Source organism: Pseudomonas sp. MDT2-39-1, from assembly GCF_054898085.1.
The window spans coordinates 6,045,698-6,064,997 of record NZ_CM142716.1 but is presented as its reverse complement, the minus strand read 5'-3'; the positions used below and the strand labels follow the sequence as shown (position 1 = coordinate 6,064,997).

The 19,300-nt window shown below is 59.6% G+C and carries 18 protein-coding genes and 1 pseudogene; 10 read left to right on the top strand and 9 right to left on the bottom strand.

Features of this window, described 5'->3' with window-relative positions:
• Positions 1-21: 21 nt before the first annotated feature.
• The 3 genes from ACYZTM_RS28210 to ACYZTM_RS28200 all read right to left on the bottom strand — a co-directional run bounded on the left by ACYZTM_RS28210 (position 22) and on the right by ACYZTM_RS28200 (position 3,216).
• On the bottom strand, positions 22-1,119 hold the full coding sequence (locus ACYZTM_RS28210) for an extracellular solute-binding protein (protein ID WP_461985893.1): 1,098 nt from the start codon (positions 1,117-1,119) through the stop codon (positions 22-24).
• Between the two features lie 2 nt (positions 1,120-1,121).
• Positions 1,122-2,231, bottom strand: a complete 1,110-nt coding sequence (aguA, locus tag ACYZTM_RS28205; RefSeq protein ID WP_131062796.1) for an agmatine deiminase — start codon at positions 2,229-2,231, stop codon at positions 1,122-1,124.
• Positions 2,232-2,331: 100 nt separating this feature from the next.
• Positions 2,332-3,216 (bottom strand): LysR substrate-binding domain-containing protein, encoded by an 885-nt coding sequence (locus ACYZTM_RS28200; RefSeq protein WP_461985891.1) that lies wholly within the window; start codon positions 3,214-3,216, stop codon positions 2,332-2,334.
• Positions 3,217-3,466: 250 nt separating this feature from the next.
• Here ACYZTM_RS28200 and ACYZTM_RS28195 point away from each other — a divergent pair, with 250 nt between their 5' ends.
• The 3 genes from ACYZTM_RS28195 to ACYZTM_RS28185 all read left to right on the top strand — a co-directional run bounded on the left by ACYZTM_RS28195 (position 3,467) and on the right by ACYZTM_RS28185 (position 5,297).
• Positions 3,467-3,871: a PaaI family thioesterase gene (locus tag ACYZTM_RS28195; protein WP_131062794.1), complete on the top strand. Its 405-nt coding sequence runs from the start codon at positions 3,467-3,469 to the stop codon at positions 3,869-3,871.
• A 46-nt stretch (positions 3,872-3,917) separates the two neighbouring features.
• Complete coding sequence (locus tag ACYZTM_RS28190) at positions 3,918-4,406, top strand: GFA family protein (RefSeq protein ID WP_461985888.1); 489 nt, start codon at positions 3,918-3,920, stop codon at positions 4,404-4,406.
• A gap of 102 nt (positions 4,407-4,508) precedes the next feature.
• Complete coding sequence (locus ACYZTM_RS28185; protein ID WP_461985886.1) at positions 4,509-5,297, top strand: MipA/OmpV family protein; 789 nt, start codon at positions 4,509-4,511, stop codon at positions 5,295-5,297.
• 138 nt (positions 5,298-5,435) lie between these two features.
• Here ACYZTM_RS28185 and ACYZTM_RS28180 read toward each other — a convergent pair whose 3' ends face one another.
• The 3 genes from ACYZTM_RS28180 to ACYZTM_RS28170 all read right to left on the bottom strand — a co-directional run bounded on the left by ACYZTM_RS28180 (position 5,436) and on the right by ACYZTM_RS28170 (position 8,275).
• Complete coding sequence (locus ACYZTM_RS28180) at positions 5,436-6,722, bottom strand: ATP-binding protein (RefSeq protein WP_461985884.1); 1,287 nt, start codon at positions 6,720-6,722, stop codon at positions 5,436-5,438.
• Complete coding sequence (locus tag ACYZTM_RS28175) at positions 6,723-7,430, bottom strand: response regulator (protein ID WP_461989245.1); 708 nt, start codon at positions 7,428-7,430, stop codon at positions 6,723-6,725. It abuts the gene before it with no gap.
• Between the two features lie 236 nt (positions 7,431-7,666).
• A complete protein-coding gene (locus tag ACYZTM_RS28170; RefSeq protein WP_461985882.1) occupies positions 7,667-8,275 on the bottom strand; it encodes a MiaE family protein in 609 nt (202 codons plus the stop codon).
• Between the two features lie 162 nt (positions 8,276-8,437).
• Here ACYZTM_RS28170 and ACYZTM_RS28165 point away from each other — a divergent pair, with 162 nt between their 5' ends.
• Entirely contained in the window at positions 8,438-9,301 is an 864-nt protein-coding gene (locus tag ACYZTM_RS28165) for a universal stress protein (RefSeq protein WP_461985880.1), read from the top strand.
• Between the two features lie 134 nt (positions 9,302-9,435).
• Here the strand turns inward: ACYZTM_RS28165 and ACYZTM_RS28160 are convergent, their stop codons facing one another.
• Positions 9,436-9,906 (bottom strand): DUF1289 domain-containing protein, encoded by a 471-nt coding sequence (locus tag ACYZTM_RS28160; protein ID WP_131062789.1) that lies wholly within the window; start codon positions 9,904-9,906, stop codon positions 9,436-9,438.
• A gap of 510 nt (positions 9,907-10,416) precedes the next feature.
• On the opposite strand from ACYZTM_RS28160, the gene acnB reads away from it, so the two are divergent.
• On the top strand, positions 10,417-13,026 hold the full coding sequence (gene acnB, locus ACYZTM_RS28155; RefSeq protein WP_131062810.1) for a bifunctional aconitate hydratase 2/2-methylisocitrate dehydratase: 2,610 nt from the start codon (positions 10,417-10,419) through the stop codon (positions 13,024-13,026).
• A gap of 216 nt (positions 13,027-13,242) precedes the next feature.
• On the opposite strand, the gene ACYZTM_RS28150 is transcribed toward acnB, so the two are convergent.
• On the bottom strand, positions 13,243-14,523 hold the full coding sequence (locus tag ACYZTM_RS28150; RefSeq protein WP_131062788.1) for a serine/threonine transporter: 1,281 nt from the start codon (positions 14,521-14,523) through the stop codon (positions 13,243-13,245).
• 266 nt (positions 14,524-14,789) lie between these two features.
• Here ACYZTM_RS28150 and ACYZTM_RS28145 point away from each other — a divergent pair, with 266 nt between their 5' ends.
• The 3 genes from ACYZTM_RS28145 (at position 14,790) to ACYZTM_RS28135 (ending at position 16,910) form a co-directional block, all read left to right on the top strand.
• Positions 14,790-15,173, top strand: coding sequence for a tautomerase family protein (locus ACYZTM_RS28145; RefSeq protein WP_461985877.1), 384 nt, complete (start codon positions 14,790-14,792; stop codon positions 15,171-15,173).
• A 70-nt stretch (positions 15,174-15,243) separates the two neighbouring features.
• On the top strand, positions 15,244-15,831 hold the full coding sequence (locus tag ACYZTM_RS28140; protein WP_461985875.1) for a TetR/AcrR family transcriptional regulator: 588 nt from the start codon (positions 15,244-15,246) through the stop codon (positions 15,829-15,831).
• Between the two features lie 110 nt (positions 15,832-15,941).
• Positions 15,942-16,910, top strand: a complete 969-nt coding sequence (locus ACYZTM_RS28135) for a 2-hydroxyacid dehydrogenase (RefSeq protein ID WP_461985873.1) — start codon at positions 15,942-15,944, stop codon at positions 16,908-16,910.
• A 2-nt stretch (positions 16,911-16,912) separates the two neighbouring features.
• Here ACYZTM_RS28135 and ACYZTM_RS28130 read toward each other — a convergent pair.
• A pseudogene (locus tag ACYZTM_RS28130) lies at positions 16,913-17,077 on the bottom strand (type VI secretion system protein TssA); the annotation flags it as partial.
• Positions 17,078-17,287: 210 nt separating this feature from the next.
• Between ACYZTM_RS28130 and ACYZTM_RS28125 the strand changes: the two are divergent.
• Positions 17,288-18,355 (top strand): phosphotransferase family protein, encoded by a 1,068-nt coding sequence (locus tag ACYZTM_RS28125; RefSeq protein ID WP_461985871.1) that lies wholly within the window; start codon positions 17,288-17,290, stop codon positions 18,353-18,355.
• 48 nt (positions 18,356-18,403) lie between these two features.
• Positions 18,404-19,171: an SDR family oxidoreductase gene (locus ACYZTM_RS28120; protein ID WP_219093920.1), complete on the top strand. Its 768-nt coding sequence runs from the start codon at positions 18,404-18,406 to the stop codon at positions 19,169-19,171.
• Positions 19,172-19,300: the final 129 nt, after the last annotated feature.

Below are 19,300 nucleotides of genomic sequence, written 5' to 3'. Positions count from 1 at the left end.
CACCGCAGCACCCAAAACCAATCACAACCCGGATTTCAACCGGCTAAACGCCCGAGTCAATGCCCGGTTGAACGCCTTGCCATTGTCATTCTTGCTATACAACGAAGCCCTCACCTGCGCCGACGGATACGTCCCCGGATCATTGCGAATCGCCGGATCGATCAACCCGTCCGCCGCCGTAATCGCGTTGGCGTAGTGAATGGTGTCAGTGATCGGCGCAATCACTTCGGGCGTCATCAGGTAATCCATCAACGCCAGCCCGGCCTCGGGGTGCGGTGCATCCTTGGGAATGACCATGGCGTCGAACCAGATCAGCGTGCCCTCTTTCGGTATCCGGTAGCTGAGCTTGAACGGCTTGTTCGCCGCTTCGGCCTGCCCGGCCGCAATGGCCACGTTGCCGTTCCACGACATTGCCACGCAGGTGTTGCCGTTGGCCAGGTCGCTAATGTTCAGGTCATTGTCAAAATAGCGAATGTACGGCCGAATCTTCGCCAGCTGTTGCTCGGCCAGTTTCAGGTCATCGAGATTCTGCCTGTTGATGTCCAGGCCCATGTACTTCATGACCGCGGCGAAAACCTCGTTGGGATCATTGAGCAGGCTGACCCCGCAATCGGCAAATTTCGACACCACGGTCGGGTCGAACAGCATCGCCCAACTGTCCCGTGGCGCGTCCGGCAGGCGCTGCTTGATCGCCTCTTCCTGATAGCCGACGCCGGTAGTGCCCCAGGCGTAGATCCCGGCGTAACGATTGCCCGGATCGAACGCCGCCATGTGTTGGCGGAACTCCGCCCCTACGCCGGCGAAGTGCGGCAATTGCTGCGGGTTCAATGTCTGAATTGCCCCGCTCTGGATCGCCCGGGACAGGTGCTGCCCCGCCGTCAGCACCAGGTCATAACCGCTGCGGCCGGTCAGCAGTTTGGTCTCGACGGTTTCCAGGGAGTCGAAGTGATCGACCACCACATGGATGCCGGTTTTCTTCTCGAAATTGGTCAGGGTATCCGGGGCCAGGTACTCGCCCCAGATGTACAGGTTCACTACCGGTTTCGCGGAGTCGGCGGCCTGCACACACAAGGGTGCAAGCACCAGCAATAACGCTTGAGTCAGTTTGTGCAGGCCCATGTTTACACCCCCTTCCCGGCGTATTGCGGCATGGTGATGCAGGCGACATTGCCGCCACCGAGAAGGATTTCCCGAGAGTTTTCGATGCCGACGATTTTGTGTTGCGGGAACAGTTCGGCCAGGGTCGCCTGCGCCGCCTGATCATTGCGATCACCAAACAGCGGCACCACGATCGAGCTGTTACCGGCGTAGTAATTGATGTACGACGCGCAGATTTGGGTCCCGGCCTGACGGGTATGAGTGCTGTCCTGCTGGTCGAGGCCCTCGGCTTCTTCAGCGGTCCACTCCAGCACATCCGGTTGCGGCAGCTTGTGCACGATCAACTCGCGGCCACGGCTGTCGCGGGTGCTGCGCAGAATGTCGTAGGCCTCTTGATAGATCTCCCACTGCGGGTCATCGCGATTGTCGGTCCATTGCAGCACCACTTCGCCGGGGCGCACGAAGCAAGCGAGGTCGTCGACGTGGCCGTCGGTTTCGTCGAACTTGCAACCCCGTGGCAACCAGATGATTTGCTCGGCGCCGAGGTAGTCGGTCAGACGGCGTGTGACTTCTTCCTTGCCCAGATGCTGGTTGCGATTACGGTTGAGCAGGCATTGTTCGGTAGTGAGGATGCTGCCTTGGCCGTCACTCTGGATCCCGCCCAGTTCGGCAATCAACGGCGCGCGATAACGGTCGAAGCGTTCGATTTCTAGGATTTTGCTGGCGATCTGATCGTCCTTGTCCCACGGGTAGTACAAGCCGCCGTCGAGACCGCCATAGGCGTTGAACTCGAAGTCGACGCCGCGCACTTCACCGCTGGCGTCGTTGACCACAAAGCACGGGCCGCTGTCGCGGAACCAGGTGTCGTTGCAGGTCATTTCCACGACTCGCACCTGCGGCGGCAACTGGCGGCGAGCGGTGGCGAATTGCGCGGCCGAAGCACACACGGTCACAGGTTCGCTTTGGGCAATGGCGGCGACGATTTGCACCCAGACCTTCTGCGCAGGCTTGGCACCGTTGCGCCAGACGTCGGTGCGCTCCGGCCAGCCGAGCCAGCAACCGGCCTTGGTTTCGAATTCGCCGGGCAGGCGGAAGCCGTCGAGTTTCGGGGTGGAATCGAGCAAGCGTGCCATGGTCAGACCTCATCAACGGGAATTGGAATGACCACAGGCTAAGGTCGTCGGCACCCTCCTCGCCAACGATGATTATTTCGGAATACTTGAATTCAACTCATCAATCAATCAACTGATCGTTGAACCATTCCAGCATCTGCGCCACAGCCGGACGCTCCAGGCGCACCCGCTCACACACCAGTGCATATTGCCCGAGCGCGGTCATGCTGGCGGTGAAGGGCCGGACCAGACGACCGCTGAGCAAGTCTTCCTGGGCCGTCAAATTGTCGCCCATGGCCACGCCCTGACCTTGCACCGCGGCTTCCAGCGCCAGGCCCGCATGGGCAAAATACAGTTGCCGTTCGGGACGCTGATCGCCGGCATGACTGGTGAGCCATGCGGTCCAGGTCTTGCCGTCCTGATCGTCGTGCAGCAGGCAATGGCGCGCCAGGTCCTTGGGTGTTTTCAGGGTGCCCTGGTTGAACAAGCCGGGGCTGCACACCGGGAAGAATTGCAGCGCCGGCAAGGGTCGGACGAAGTACGCGCTACTGTCGACTGGACCCGTGCCGTAGGTGATCGCCAAGTCAATGTCTTCCCCCGGTGCCGTGGCGTCGATCGGTTGTTCGTAGAGGTGCAGCGTGATGTGCGGATAGCGCGCGTAGAAATCAGTTAGGCGACTCATCAGCCACTTCTGCGCCAACTCGGCGGTGACCGCCAGACGCAACACCGCCAATGATGACGGGTCACGCAATTCATCGCAGGCTTCGCCGATCAGTTCGAAGGCTTGCTGCAAGCTTTGCATCAACCGGCCCGCGGCCATGGTCGGGCGGATTTGCCGGCCTTCGCGGATAAACAGCGAGACGCCCAAGTGCTCTTCGAGCTGACGGATTTGATGGCTGACGGCGCTGTCGGTGACGCACAGCTCGGCGGCTGCCCGGCCGAAATGGGCGTGACGGGCGGCGCATTCGAAGATTCTGAGTGCTGCTAAAGAAGGCAGTCGTCGCATGAATTCAGCCCCATTGTTGATGGCGCCCATGCTGCCTTGGGTATTGGTGGGCGTCCAGTCAGACCGAGTTATCGTTCTTCGCGAGCAAGCCCGCTCCCACAGTTGAAATGCGTTCCCCTGTGGGAGCGGGCTTGCTCGCGAAGGGGCCGGTACATTCACCACAAATCCTGCTGCCCATCACCCACCCTTATCCACCATGACTTCCCCCCAAACCCGGCGCATGTTGGTGCCTCAACCGGAGGGATTCGCCATGCTCAATGCACTCAAACAGATCAACTCAACCTCAGCCTTCAACCGCTGGGCCGGTTTCGAAGTGACCGCTGCCGCGAGCGGCGAAGCCGAGCTGACCCTGGCTTTTCGCGAGGCCGACATGGCGCAATATGCCGGTTTTCTCCACGCCGGCCTGATCGGCGCGTTGCTCGACACGGCCTGCGGATTCGCAGCAGGAACGGTGGCCGGCAACGTGCTCGCTTCGCACTTTTCGGTGAACTGCCTGGCGCCCGCCGTTGGTGAAGTGTTCATCGCTCGGGGTCGGGTGGTGAAGGCCGGCAAGAAACAGGTGTTCGCCCGCGCCGAGCTGTTCGCGCAAACCGGCGACCAGTTGAAACTGGTGGCGACCGGCGATGCGATTCTGGTGCCGGTCGAGGGACGCTGACGGTCTAGGCTGTCTTGGGTAAACCCAACCCTCGTCGGAGGTTCCCATGCAACTCGAAGGTTCGTGCCATTGCGGCGCTGTGTCGTTCAGTTTGACCAGCGCCCACCCCTACCCGTATCAACGTTGCTACTGCTCGATCTGCCGCAAGACCCAAGGCGGTGGCGGTTACTCGATCAATATTGCCGGTGATGCCGCCAGCCTGAAAGTCCACGGTCGCAAGCACGTCGCGGTCTACCATGCGCAACTCAAGAACGAAGGCGACAAGCGCGCCCATCGCAGTAGCCTCGGCCGGCATTTCTGTTCGGTCTGCGGCTCGGGTTTGTGGGTGTATAGCCCCGAATGGCCGGAACTGATTCACCCGTTTGCGTCGGCCATCGACACCCCGCTGCCGATGCCGCCGGAACACACGCACTTGTTGCTCGACTCAAAGGCGCCGTGGGTGGAAGTCGACAGGCGCCCCGGGGACAAGCAGTTCGAGGTCTATCCCGAAGAGTCGATTGCCGACTGGCATGAACGCCTGGGTTTGAGCCGTTAAAGCCGCTTCACAGTCTTTGACAGTTTCCCGACAAAGCTCTCAAAGATTGCGGGCCGGCAGCCGCCTAGCATGGGCGTATCCAATCTCCCTTCGGGTACTCCCATGCTACGTTCGCTGCCTCTGTCGTTGACTTCGCTTGCCCTGCTCTTTCCCGCCGACTCATTGCGCGCTGAAGACTGGCAATACACTTTACGTGCCGGTGCCGCCAGCGTGCCGCGTTACAGCGGCAGTGACGAGCGCGTGGTCGCGCCGCTGCTGGGCGCCAAGGTTGTCAGCCCGTATGGAATCTTTCTGGACACTGAAAAGGGATTGGGCTGGGCGCTCGATGAAGACGACTTCGGCCTGAGCGTGTACATCGGCGCGAGCGATGTGCGCAAGGATCGCAAGACCGGCTTCAAAGGCTCGGATGAGCTGGATGGCATGGGTTCGATCAAGTCGCGACCTGTGTTGGGTCTGGATGGGACTTACCACATGGGCCCGATCATTCTCGGTGCCAGTTTTGAGCATGCGCTGGAAAAGGACGATGATGATCACGACACCGGCGCTGCCTGGAATCGTCTGAAGCTGAGCATCAGCGCGCCGTTTTATGAGGGTGATTACGGCAAGGTCGTGGGCAGCCTGAACAGTCAGTTTGGTGACAGCAATTACGTGCGCACCTGGTATGGCGTGAGTGCCGCCCAGGCTTCGCGCAGTCAGTTCAGGGCGCATGACACTCACGGTGGGCTGGTGAGTCGCGGAGCGGATTTGACCTGGTCGTTGCCGATCAATGAGCAATGGAGTGTTTCGACGGTGCTGGCCGTGCAGTATCTGGCGGGTGATGCGGCGGACAGTCCGATTGTTGAGCGGCGGATGCAGACTTCTGTGGGTGGGCAGGTGGTGTTCACCTTCTGACAATGCTTTGTTGCTGATGGCCTCTTCGCGGGCAAGCCTCGCTCCTACAGTGGTTTATGTCGCTCAAATAATATGTGTACGACTTCGGATCTGTAGGAGCGAGGCTTGCCCGCGAAGGGGCCGGTGAGATCGACACAATTAATCCAGATGCGCCCACGTCATGCGAAACGAAGCCCCGCCCCACGGCGAGTCCGCCACTTCCACTTGCCCGCCATGGGATTGCGACACCCGCCGGACCAACGCCAACCCCAAACCAAATCCGCCCGTGCGGCGGTCGCGGCTGGCGTCCAGGCGCGAGAACGGTTCGAAGATTTTCTCGCGCCCGTCCACCGGCACGCCCGGGCCATCATCGTTGACCAGCACTTCGTAGCGATCACCGGTACGGACCAGCGACACTTCCACCCGCCCATCGGCATAACGAATGGCATTGCGCAGCAGATTGATCACCGCGCGGGCCATGAAGCGCGGTTCAAGGCGCACCTGATCGACCTTACACTCGACAATCAACAACTGCACCCCGGCGGCCTCGGCCTCCAGCGCCACGCTGCCGACCACGCTGTCCAGCCAGCTGTTGGCCTGAATATTTTCCCGAGTGATGACCGTGGCGCCGCGCTCAAGGCTGGCGTAGGTCAACAGCTCGGAAACCATCTCCTCCAGCTCGCCAAGGTCGGCGTACATGTCGGCAATCAGCTCGCGGTTCTGGGCCGGATCGGGTTGTTGCTTGAGCTGATCGAGTTCGAAAGACAACCGGGCAATCGGCGTGCGCAGCTCATGGGACACCGCGTTGGTCAGCTCGCGCTGATTGGCGATCAAGCCTTCGATGCGCGCCGCCATCAGGTTGAAGTGTTCGGACAAATCACGAATGTTCGAGCGCTTGGACAGCTGGATCCGCGACGACAGGTCGTTATCGCCAAAACGCTCAGCCGCCAGGCGCAGCTTCTCCAGGTCTCGCCAATGCGGCCGAACCCAGAACATCAACACGAAACCGATCATCACCGCGATCATCAGATACGCCGCAGCGATGTAGAACGGCATCAGACTGGGCTCGGCCGGCAGCTTGATGCTGAGCAACTGAGAACCTTCGTCGATGCGCGAGATAAACTGCGTGTACTTGTCGCGAATCACCAACAGCCCCAGGGCCAATTCGGCTTTCTCCTGATCGGTCAGGGACAGTCGACCGCTCTCGACCAAGGTCAGGCCCAAGCCATAGTGGGGGCGCACCGCGTCCAGTTGTCGCTCCCGGGCCGAAGCGTCCAGATCGCGTAACTGCTCGACCAGCGACCAGGCCTGGCCTCGCACCGCCTCGCGGTTGTAGCTCTGCATCTGACCGTCGAGCAGCGCGTCGAACGTGCGCTCGACCGTTTGCAGCCCCAGTACCAGGCCAACCGTCATCACCAGAAACAGCCCGAGAAATAACCGCAGCATTTACAGCTCCCACGCAAACGGATTGAACAAGTAACCCTTGCCCCAGATGGTCTTGATGCACACCGGTTCGCGCGGGTTGTCCTTGAGCTTGCCGCGCAACTTGCTGATGTAGACGTCGACACTGCGGTTGAGGCCGTCGAAAGCGATGCCGCGCATGCGGTTAAGGATGTCGTCGCGGGATAGAATCTTGCCGGCGGCACTGGCCAGCAACCACAGCAGCTCGAATTCCATGGTGGTCATTTCAATGACATCGCCCGCCAGCCGCACTTCGCGACAGCTGCGATCGATGCTCAGGTTGCCGAATTCCAGGGCGCTGCACACGCTGCTGTCCGGGGTCTGACGCCGTTGCAACGCACGCAGACGGGCCAGCAGCACCGGCGGTTTGATCGGCTTGATCACGTAGTCGTCGGCGCCGGACTCCAGGCCGAGGATGTGATCGAGGTCATCTTCCTTGGCCGTGAGGATGACGATCGGCGTGTCGGACACGCTGCGGATCTCGCGGCACACGTGCAAGCCGCTCTGACCCGGCAGCATCAGGTCAAGCACGACAACTTTCGGTTTGAACTCGAGAAATGCGGCCAACGCGAGGTCACCGCGATGCACCTGCCGGACCTCAAAGCCATGTTGGGACAGGAAATGCGCGATCAGCCCGGCGAGCTTCTCGTCGTCTTCCACCAGCAATACTTTGCCAAAACCCAGGTTATCCATAGCTGCCGTCTGCTGCCCCTTGTGTGAAGTGGGCGGCATTATGGCGCCAATCGGTGACGGGACGGTGATTACGGGCAGCAAAAACCGGCCTCGGGGGCCGGTTTTGGGTGATGTTTCATGTTTTTAAGAGTTTTTAACAATGTTGAATCAAAGCATGACGTTTTTTGTAGGAGCGAGGCTTGCCCGCGAAGGCGATCTCAAGGACGCCTTCGCCGGCAAGCCGTGCTCCTACAGGGTTATGCGGCGGCTGGCACGCCACTGTGAAAGCGGAACTCCACGTCCGGCGACTCAATCAACTCCTGCTCGGCAGCGCGAACCCGGTCTATCACCTGGGCAATGTCCTTGGCATCACCGTACTGGTAAGCCAGTTTCAGGTAACCCTGAAAATGTCGCGCTTCGCTTTTCAACAAGCCGAAATAGAATTTGCCCAGTTCTTCGTCCAGATGCGGCACCAGCGCCTCGAAACGCTCGCAGCTGCGGGCCTCGATAAAAGCGCCAACCACCAGGGTGTCCACCAGTTTGACCGGCTCGTGGCTGCGCACCACTTTGCGCAGGCCCGAGGCGTAACGCCCGGCGGAAAGCTGACGCAACTCGATTTTGCGTTTTTTCATCAGGCGCATGACCTGCTCGTGGTGCACCAGCTCTTCCCGGGCCAGGCGCGACATCAGGTTGATCAGGTCGACGTGGGAGTGATACTTGGCGATCAGGCTCAACGCCGTGCTGGCCGCCTTGAACTCACAGTTCTTGTGGTCGATCAGCAGGGTTTCCTGATCGGCAAGCGCGGCCTGGACCCAGCCATCGGGGGTGCGGCAGCCGAGGAACTCGTGAATTTCGGGAAAGATCATGGGGCTCACGGAATAAAAAGGTATAAATCGAAGGGCGCCGATTATACCGGCCTGCCGCAAGACCACCAGTCGCGACCGTTGATATGCATCAAGTACCGGGTTGGCGGCGAACAACTATAGTTGTCCAACGCAGTATTCTTTACCTTCCTGGAGATCCCGATCATGCAAGCCATTCGCAGCATCCTGGTGGTCATCGAACCCGAACACTCGGAAAGCCTGGCGCTCAAACGGGCCAAACTGATTGCTGGCGTGACCCAGGCGCATCTGCATCTGCTGGTGTGCGATCGCAAGCATGACCACAGCGGCATGCTGGGCGTGCTCAAGGCGGCCCTGCTCGAGGACGGCTATAGCGTCACCACCGAGCAGGCCTGGAATGAGAGCCTGCACGAAACCATCGTCGATGTGCAGCAGGCTGAAGGCTGCGGGCTGGTGGTCAAACAGCACCACCCCGACAGCCCGTTGAAAAAAGCCCTGCTGACCCCGGCAGACTGGAAATTACTGCGTTATTGCCCGACACCCGTGCTGCTGGTGAAAACATCAAAACCGTGGACGGGCGGGGTCATTCTGGCGGCAATCGACGTCGGCAATACCGATGGCGAACACCGCACCTTGCACGCCTCCATCGTCGATCACGGTTACGACATCGCCAGCCTGGCCAAGGCTCGTTTGCACGTGGTCAGCGCCCATCCGTCACCGATGCTGTCGGCGGCCGACCCGACGTTGCAGCTCAGCGAAACCATCCAGGCGCGCTATCGCGAGCAGTGCAAATCGTTTCAGGCCGAGTTCGATATCGATGATGAACACCTGCACATCGAGGAAGGCCCCGCGGATGTGTTGATTCCGTTCATGGTGCACAAGCTTCAGGCGGCCGTGATCGTCATTGGTACTGTCGCGCGGTCCGGGCTGTCCGGGGCGTTGATCGGGAATACGGCGGAGGTGGTGCTGGATGCGGTGGAGAGCGATGTGCTGGTGCTGAAGCCGGATACGATCATGGATCATCTGGAGGAGATTGTGACTCAGCATTGATACAGGCGGCGCCAATAAGGACGCCTTCGCGGGCAAGCCTCGCTCCTACAGGTTATCGGTGTTGTCATGATCGACGCATGACCTGTAGGAGCGAGCGGTGCGGCGATCCGACTTGCCCGCGAAGCTTTTAAGATTTACCCACCGAAAGCGTCTTTGAGGAAACCGGGCGCTATGTAGCGCTGGTAATGCGCCTCAGACAGCAAAAAGAATTCCCGATCAATGGCATCGCGCAATTCCGGCAAGTTCCAGTCGCGAAACTCCGGCATCAGCACCATCCCGTAGGCTTCCAGATTGTTGATCACCCGCGCACCACGGGCGATCAGCTGATAAGCCCAGCAATATTCGGACTGATGCGGCACAAAGCGGATCTTGCGCTGCTCCAGCTGCAAGCGCAGGCGCTGGGCATCGAAAACCTCCAGCTTGCTGGCCATCACCTGGGACAACAGCTGCTCAAGACGCAGCCACACCGCGCGCTTTTCCTCCTCGTTGTAACCATTCCAGTTGATCACTTCATGGTGGAAACGCTTGCAGCCACGGCACACCAGATCACCGTAAACAGTGGAGCAGAGGCCGACGCAGGGGGTCTTGATGGTCTGATTGGGCATAGGTAGGCAAAACACGGGAAAGCAGAACAGGCCGGCATGTTAGCCCTTTGTCCGGCATTCATCACCCCTCAAAATGCAGGGGCTCAGGGTCTGTGGGACTTCGGTGACGCCCGTAAGGGATGCCCGCGCGTTGCTTCGCACACGTCGGCCCGGCAACGCGGCTCGCCACCAAAGTCCAATAGCCCCTGACTTACCTTTAATTTTTTTTTGCCGTAGAATCAGCCAGCCTTTTAAGGCGCCAATGTCCGTTAGAAGCTGTTTTCAAAGCGTCACGAGCACAGTCGTTCCTTCAGAGCGGTGTTGGCGATGGGTTTTTCCAGCGGGGAAAAGCCAATCGCCAACCCTCATCAGCTCCCGTTCTGCAGGCGTAAAACTTTGAAAGCAGCTTCTGTAAGGAATTGTCGGTAATTCTGGCTAAGTGGCCCACAACGCCACGCAGCGCATGAGTACGGCAATTTCGGGATGAGCGTCCCGGACACCCATTTGGGACCACTGATGAGGGTAATAACTGTGCTTGAAGCCTACCGCAAACATATCGAAGAGCGTGCAGCACTGGGTATCGTTCCCCAGCCGCTAAACGCCGAACAAACTGCAGGCCTGGTTGAGCTGCTGAAGAATCCCCCGGCTGGCGAAGAAGCTTTCCTCGTTGACCTGATCACCAATCGAATTCCGCCTGGTGTGGACGAAGCGGCCTATGTAAAGGCTGGTTTCCTCTCTGCCCTCGCCAAAGGCGAAGCAAAATCCCCTCTGATCGACAAGAAACGCGCTGTTGAACTGCTTGGCACCATGCAAGGCGGCTACAACATCGTGACGCTGGTTGACCTGCTCGACAGCGCCGAACTGGCCCCTGTCGCTGCCGCTCAACTCAAGCACACCCTGCTCATGTTCGATGCGTTCCACGATGTTGCGGAAAAAGCCCGCAACGGCAACGAACATGCCAAAGGCGTGATCCAGTCCTGGGCTGACGGCGAGTGGTTCCGCAACCGCCCAACCCTGGCCGACAAGATCAGCCTGCGCGTGTTCAAGGTCACCGGCGAAACCAACACCGATGACCTGTCCCCTGCTCCGGACGCCTGGTCCCGCCCGGACATCCCGCTGCACGCCCTCGCCATGCTGAAAATGGCTCGTGAAGGCATCGTGCCTGACGCCCAGGGCGTTACCGGCCCGATGAAGCAGATCGAAGAAATGCGCAATTCCGGTTTCCCAATCGCCTACGTCGGTGACGTGGTCGGTACCGGTTCGTCGCGTAAATCGGCCACCAACTCGGTGCTGTGGTTCTTCGGCGACGACGTTCCTAACGTTCCGAACAAACGTGCTGGCGGTTTCTGCTTCGGCAGCAAAATCGCTCCGATCTTCTACAACACCATGGAAGATGCCGGCGCACTGCCGATCGAATTCGACGTCTCCAACATGCACATGGGCGACGTGATCGACCTTTACCCGCATGCTGGCAAAGTCTGCAAACACGGCACCGACGAAGTCCTGACCACCTTCGAAATGAAGACCCCGGTGCTGTTGGACGAAGTTCGTGCTGGCGGCCGTATTCCGCTGATCATCGGCCGCGGTCTGACCGACAAGGCCCGTGCCGAATTGGGCCTGGGCCCTACCGATCTGTTCAAACTGCCTGAAGCACCTGTCGACACCGGCAAAGGCTTCACCCTGGCACAGAAAATGGTCGGCAAGGCTTGCGGTCTGCCAGAAGGCAAAGGCGTTCGTCCAGGTACTTACTGCGAACCGAAAATGACCACCGTCGGCTCTCAGGACACCACCGGTCCTATGACCCGTGACGAACTGAAAGACCTGGCGTGCCTGGGCTTCTCGACCGATCTGGTGATGCAGTCCTTCTGCCACACCGCGGCCTATCCAAAGCCGATCGACGTGACCACCCACCACACCCTGCCAGACTTCATCATGACCCGCGGCGGCGTTTCCCTGCGTCCGGGCGACGGCATCATCCACAGCTGGTTGAACCGCATGCTGCTGCCGGACACCGTCGGTACCGGTGGTGACTCGCACACCCGTTTCCCGATGGGCATTTCGTTCCCGGCCGGTTCCGGCCTGGTAGCGTTCGCCGCAGCCACTGGCGTGATGCCGCTGGACATGCCGGAATCGATCCTGGTGCGCTTCAAAGGCAAAATGCAACCGGGCGTCACCCTGCGCGACCTGGTTCACGCCATTCCTTACTTCGCGATTCAGGCTGGCCTGTTGACCGTTGAGAAGAAAGGCAAGAAGAACGCCTTCTCCGGCCGCATCCTGGAAATCGAAGGCCTGGACAACCTGAGCATCGAGCAAGCGTTCGAGCTGTCCGACGCCTCGGCTGAACGTTCGGCTGCCGGTTGCACCATCAAGCTGTCGAAAGAGTCGATCACCGAGTACCTGAACTCCAACATCACCCTGCTGCGCTGGATGATCGGCGAAGGCTACGGCGATGCTCGTACCCTGGAACGTCGTGCTCAAGCGATGGAAGCCTGGGTTGCCAACCCTGAGTTGATGGTTGCCGATGCTGACGCCGAATACGCTGAAATCATCGAAATCGACCTGGCCGACATCAAAGAGCCTGTGCTCTGCGCGCCAAACGATCCGGACGACGCCCGTCTGCTGTCCAGCGTTGCTGGCGAGAAGATCGACGAAGTGTTCATCGGTTCGTGCATGACCAACATCGGTCACTTCCGCGCTGCCGGTAAATTGCTGGATCAGGTCAAGGGTCAGCTTCCAACCCGTCTGTGGCTGTCGCCGCCGACCAAAATGGACGCTCACCAGCTGACCGAAGAAGGCTACTACGGCATCTACGGCAAGGCCGGCGCACGCATGGAAATGCCAGGCTGCTCGCTGTGCATGGGTAACCAGGCACGTGTAGAGCCGAACTCCACTGTGGTGTCGACGTCGACCCGTAACTTCCCGAACCGCCTGGGTGACGGCGCGAACGTTTACCTGGCTTCGGCTGAGCTGGCGTCTGTTGCTTCCATCCTGGGTCGCCTGCCGACCGTCGAGGAGTACATGGAATACGCTGGCAAGATCGACAGCATGGCAGCCGATGTCTACCGCTACCTGTCCTTCGACCAGATCGCCGAGTTCCGTGAAGCTGCTGCGAACGCCAACATTCCGGTCGTTCAAGCCTAACGCTGCAACGCAATAGAAAACGCCGCCCATCGTGAGATGAGCGGCGTTTTTTTATGCCTGAACAAGTATGGGGTTCACAGCTTGGCTTACTTGAGGATCGAGTCGCCCCAATCGCGAGCAGGCTCGCTCCCACAAGGACCGCGCAAAACCTGTGGGAGCGAGCCTGCTCCGGGCGGCGTTCCGACGATAGCGGACTCTCATCCCCCACAGAATCCATCAGGCAGTCAGCGAATAGATCAACGCCGAAATCGCCACCAAACCAACCGCCGTCACGAACACGTTGGACGCTTGGCCACGGAACCGTGCCATCGCCGGCACCTTACGGATCGCGTACATCGGCATCAGGAACAGGATCGCCGCGATGACCGGGCCGCCGAGGGTTTCGATCATGACGAGGATACTCGGGTTCAGCGTGGCGACAATCCAGCACACCACCAGCATGAACGCGGCAGTCATGCGGTCCAGGGTCTTGGGCGCCGGGCGTTTGCCGCTTTTCATGATCAGGCCTTTGAGGCCTTCACTGGCGCCGATGTAGTGGCCCAGGAACGACTTGGAAATCGCCACAAAAGCAATCAACGGCGCCGCAAACTCGATGGTCGGGTTGCTGAAGTGGTTGGCCAGGTACGACAGGACCGACAGGTTTTGCGCCTTGGCTTCCGCCAGTTGCACCGGCGACAGGGTCAGCACGCAGCTGAAGACGAAGAACAGCACCATCACCACCATCAAGGCGTGGGCCCGGGACAGGATCTGCGAGCTGCGCTCTTCAGCGTGTTCGCCGTAACGACGTTTCTGGTCCACCGCAAACGCCGAGATGATCGGCGAGTGGTTGAACGAGAACACCATCACCGGAATCGCCAGCCACAGCGTGTGCAGCAGCGCCGACGGTTCAGGCAGGGTCGACGCGGTGGCCAGGATGCCGCCGTTCCAGTGGGGAATCAGGAACACCGCCAGGAATAGCAGCGCCACAATGAACGGATAGACCATCAGGCTCATGGCCTTGACGATCATTTGCTCGCCGCAACGCACCACGGCCAACAGGCCGAGGATCAATACCAACGACAGCACGGCGCGTGGTGGCGGCATGATGTGCAGTTGATGCTCGAGGAAACTGCCCACGGTATTGGTCAGGGCCACGCTGTAGATCAGCAGGATCGGGAAGATCGCGAAGAAGTACAGCAAGGTGATCAGCGCACCAGCCTTGATGCCGAAGTGTTCTTCAACCACTTCGGTGATGTCCGCGCCTTCGCGTCCGGACAGCACAAAACGGGTCAGGCCACGGTGCGCATAAAAGGTCATGGGGAACGCCAGCACCGCCAGGATCAGCAACGGCCAGAATCCGCCAAGGCCCGCGTTGATCGGCAAAAACAGGGTACCGGCGCCGATTGCCGTGCCAAACAGGCCCAGCATCCAAGTGGTGTCATGGCGATTCCAGCGGGTGAGAGTCGCTGGTGTCGCCGCTACATAGCGCTCGTCGACGCTATTGGCCTGATCTTTCATCCGGTGGGATCTCCGCATTCCGGTCATTTGCTACCCGGTCAGGACGAGTCGGAAAAATCCGACGGGCAGCGCCCTGGCCGAAACAGGGGCGCGATTGTCCGGGATTAATGAACAGAAGCAAAGACTTAGCTGAGGAGTGGTTGTGCGGATCAGATTTCGGAGTACTTTATCAAATAGATGTTTAAAAAAATCTATTTGATAAAAAATCAGCGTCAGGTACTTTCAACCCTGCCTGCTGACCAGCAGCCTAAGTGCGGAGCCCTCCCATGCCACTCGTTCGCGTCGACATCAAAAAGCATCAAGACCCCAATTTCGCCAAACGTGTCGGGCAGTTGATTTACGCCGCCATGCACAGCTCGATTGGCGTGCCGGAAAACGATAATTTCCAGATTCTTGCCGAGCACGATGAACAGCATTTCATCTTTGATCCCGGCTACCTGGGCATCAGTCGAACCGACAGCCTGGTGGTGATTCAGATCACCCTGAGCGAAGGCCGCACCGTCGAGCAGAAGAAACTCCTCTATAAAACCATCGCCGAAAGCCTTAACGCGGAACTGGCGGTGCAGCTGGAAGACGTCTTCATCAATCTGGTGGAAGTGAAGAAAGAGAACTGGTCGTTTGGCAACGGCATCGCTCAATACGCCCTTTGAGCGGCCTGACACGCGACCCACTGCCCCCAAGATGCAGTCATCCACACACCCTCAACACCTGTGAGCCGCCATGCCTCGAGTCTCCCGTAAACAAGCCGAACTCAACCGCGAGATCATCGTCGAAGCCGCCACGCGGCTGTTTCGCGAGCGCGGCCTGCACGGGATCAGCGTCGTCGATGTGATGGGTGCGGCGGGTCTGACCCATGGCGGGTTCTATGGCCATTTCGAATCCAAGGAAGCGCTGGCGAAAGAAGCCTGCACTCGGGCGTTCACGCAGTCGATGGAGCGCTGGAAACAGAAAATCGATGCCAATGACGACAGCGTCTCGGCGCGCACGAGCATCATCGCGCCCTACCTGTCGTCGGCCAATCGCGACAATCCGGGCGAAAGCTGCCCGGTGACGGCGTTTGCCGGGGACATGTGCCATGAAACCGCCGAAAGCGGTTTGCACCAGACCTACACCCAAGGGCTGGAAGCCTTGTTGCAGATACTCATTCCCTTGATGGGCGCCGGTCAGCCCGAAGCCAATCGCCAACAAGCCTTGGTGGATTATTCCTTGATGGTCGGCGCTTTGACCCTGGCCCGCGCCACACGCGGGGACGGGTTGTCCGATGAAATCCTCGACGCCGCCCGGAATTTTCTGACCTCGCAAGGTTAATCAATCTGACCAACAGCATGTGCGATCCCTGGTAATTGCTAAACTCTTCTGGAATCAGCAATCTGAAGCAACATTCGAGATCCGACATTCAATATCCACAGGAGCCCCGCATGCCTGCAACTGTTCTGGTACTGGTTGAAACCATCAATGACTACTTGCCGATTCTCGAACATCAGGGCTTTCACCTGATTCTGGCCCCGACGCCCGCCGAACGCGTCGCCGCCATCACACGGCATGGCGCCCAGATCGATGCGGTATTGACCCGCGGCCCATTGGGCCTGTACGCCGATGAAATCGCCGCCCTGCCCAACCTCAAGATCATCTGCGTGATCGGCGCCGGTTACGAACACGTCGACCTGCAAGCCGCCGCCGACCGGGACATCACTGTCACCAATGGCGCCGGCGTCAATGCCTCTTCAGTCGCCGACCATGCCATGGCGATGTTGCTGGCGCTGGTGCGCGATATTCACCGATGCGACGCCGCCGTACGCCGCGGCGAGTGGCCGAAGATCATGCGCCCTTCCCTGGCCGGCAAGCGCCTTGGGATTCTCGGCCTCGGTGCAGTCGGCATGGCCATCGCGAAACGCGCCGCCGCAGGCTTCGACATGACCGTGAGCTACCACAACCGCCAACATCGCAGCGACGTCCCTTATACCTTCTGCTCGACGCCGACCGAACTGGCACGCGCCTCGGACTTTTTGATCATCGCCACGCCCGGCGGCCTTGGCACCAAACACTTGATCAACAAACAAGTACTCGACGCCCTGGGCCCCAACGGGTTCATCGTGAACATTGCCCGAGCCTCGGTAATTGCCACCGCAGACCTGGTCAGCGCGCTTGAACAACGACGCATTGCCGGTGCCGCACTGGATGTGTTCGATGCCGAACCTCACGTGCCGGATGCACTCAAGGCGCTGACCAATGTGATCCTGACGCCGCATGTCGCGGGATTGTCCCCGGAAGCGACTCAAGGCACCGTTGAGCTGGTGGGACAAAACCTGACGGCGTTCTTTGCCGGCCTGCCGGTATTGACGCCCATTGCCTTGCCCGCGCCGCTCACGACCGCACACGTTCGCTGAGACTAGAGGACGCCCAACAGCGTCCAGAGGCGCCGGGATTCGGCGTCGGCCGACATCAGTTCGCCCGGCGGCTCGCTCAGGGGCTTGTTGCCCCACTCCACCCCGCACTTGATCAAATACGGGACGGGGCTGTGGGGTTCGGTGCGCGCCAGGTACTCGGCAATCAACGACTTGCACGTAGCCCATTTCGAACCTCCTTCCTGGAAGCACTCTCTCCCGTTGAACCATCGTCCCCCGCGCCTGTTCTTGCGCATCAGGAACACTGATTATCCAGCAACACGCTAACCTATAAGACCGTGCCACGCTTGTGGCGCCCCCGGCGCACCATTAGATTAGCCAATGATGTCTGGCCTCCAAAATAAGCAGAAGGGATAAGCATGGCGCTTACTGACCAGTCCACCCGTATCCGCACCGGCGAAGAACTCGATGCCAGCCTGATCGATCCGTACCTCAAGGCCCACATTCCGGGCTTAAGTGGCGTGCCTGTGATCAGCCAGTTTCCCGGCGGTGCGTCGAACCTGACTTACCTGCTGGAATACCCGGAGCAGGAGTTTGTCCTGCGTCGACCGCCGTTTGGCCACAAGGCCAAGTCCGCACACGATATGGGCCGCGAGTTTCGCATCCTCAATCAGCTGCGCGACGGTTTCCCGTATTGCCCCAAAGCCTATGTGCACTGCACCGATGAAACGGTGATCGGCGCCGAGTTCTATGTGATGGAACGGGTCAACGGGATCATCCTGCGCTCCGAACTGCCGCCGGAACTGGGCCTGGACTCGGCGAAAACCGAAACCCTGTGCAAAAGCTTCATCGACAAGTTCGTTGAACTGCATCGGGTCGACTACAAGGCTTATGGCCTGGGCGACCTCGGCAAGCCCGAAGGCTATGTGGCGCGGCAGATCAAAGGCTGGAGCGATCGCTACGAAAAAGCCCTGACCCCGGACGCGCCGAAGTGGGAAGCGGTCAAGGCCTGGCTCAACGACAAGATGCCGGCCGATCACCCGACTTCCAGCATCGTCCACAACGACTACCGCTTCGACAACGTGATCCTCGACCCGAACAACCCGATGCAAATCATCGGTGTACTCGACTGGGAGCTCACCACCCTCGGCGACCCGCTGATGGACCTCGGCAACACCCTCGCCTACTGGATCGAAGCCGCAGACCCGGCGCCGGTGCAACTGATGCGACGTCAACCGAGCCACGCCCCGGGCATGCTGACCCGCCGCGAATTCGTCGATTACTACGCCGAGCGCTCCGGCATCCAGATCGACAACTTCGACTTCTACTACACCTATGGCCTGTTCCGTCTGGCCGGCATCGTGCAGCAGATCTACTACCGCTTCTTTCACGGTCAGACCCAGGACAAACGCTTCGCGCAGTTCATTCACATGAACAAACTGCTGGAGCAGATGAGCCTGCAAGTCATCTCGAAATCCAGCCTCTGATCGCGCGGCTCTGATTACATTCCCTGGCCTCTATAACAAGGAAAAACCATGTCCAAGACTCAGTTGTTCGACCTCGACGGCAAAATCGCATTCGTCTCCGGCGCCAGCCGCGGCATCGGTGAGGCCATCGCCAAATTGCTGGCCCAGCAAGGCGCCCACGTCATCGTCTCGAGCCGCAAGCTCGACGGCTGCCAACACGTAGCCGACGCGATCATCGCCGCCGGCGGCAAAGCCACCGCCGTCGCTTGCCACATCGGTGAAATGGAACAGATAAGCCAGGTCTTCGCCGGCATCAAGGAACAGTTCGGGCGCCTGGACATCCTGGTCAACAACGCCGCGACCAACCCGCAGTTCTGCAACGTACTGGACACCGACCTCAGCGCCTTCCAGAAAACCGTCGACGTCAACATCCGCGGCTACTTCTTCATGTCGGTCGAAGCCGGCAAACTGATGCGCGAAAACGGCGGCGGCAGCATCATCAACGTTGCGTCGATCAATGGCATCTCGCCGGGTATCTTCCAGGGCATCTACTCGGTGACCAAGGCAGCCGTGATCAACATGACCAAGGTGTTCGCCAAGGAATGCGCGCAGTTCGGCATCCGCTGCAATGCCTTGTTGCCTGGGCTGACTGACACCAAGTTTGCGTCAGCACTGGTAAAGAACGATGCGATCCTGAAGACCGCGTTGCAGCAAATTCCGCTCAAGCGCGTGGCCGATCCGAGTGAGATGGCCGGTGCCGTGCTTTATCTCGCCAGCGATGCGTCGAGCTACACCACCGGGGTTTCGTTGAACGTGGATGGCGGGTTCTTGTCCTGATTCATTTTTCTGGATGAACAAAAGGCCGTCTTGGGGCTAATGCCGATAAGTTAAAGCGTTGAACGCCGCAATCCTTGTGGGAGCGAGCTTGCTCGCGATAGCGGTTTAACATTCAGCAGGTGTGTTGCC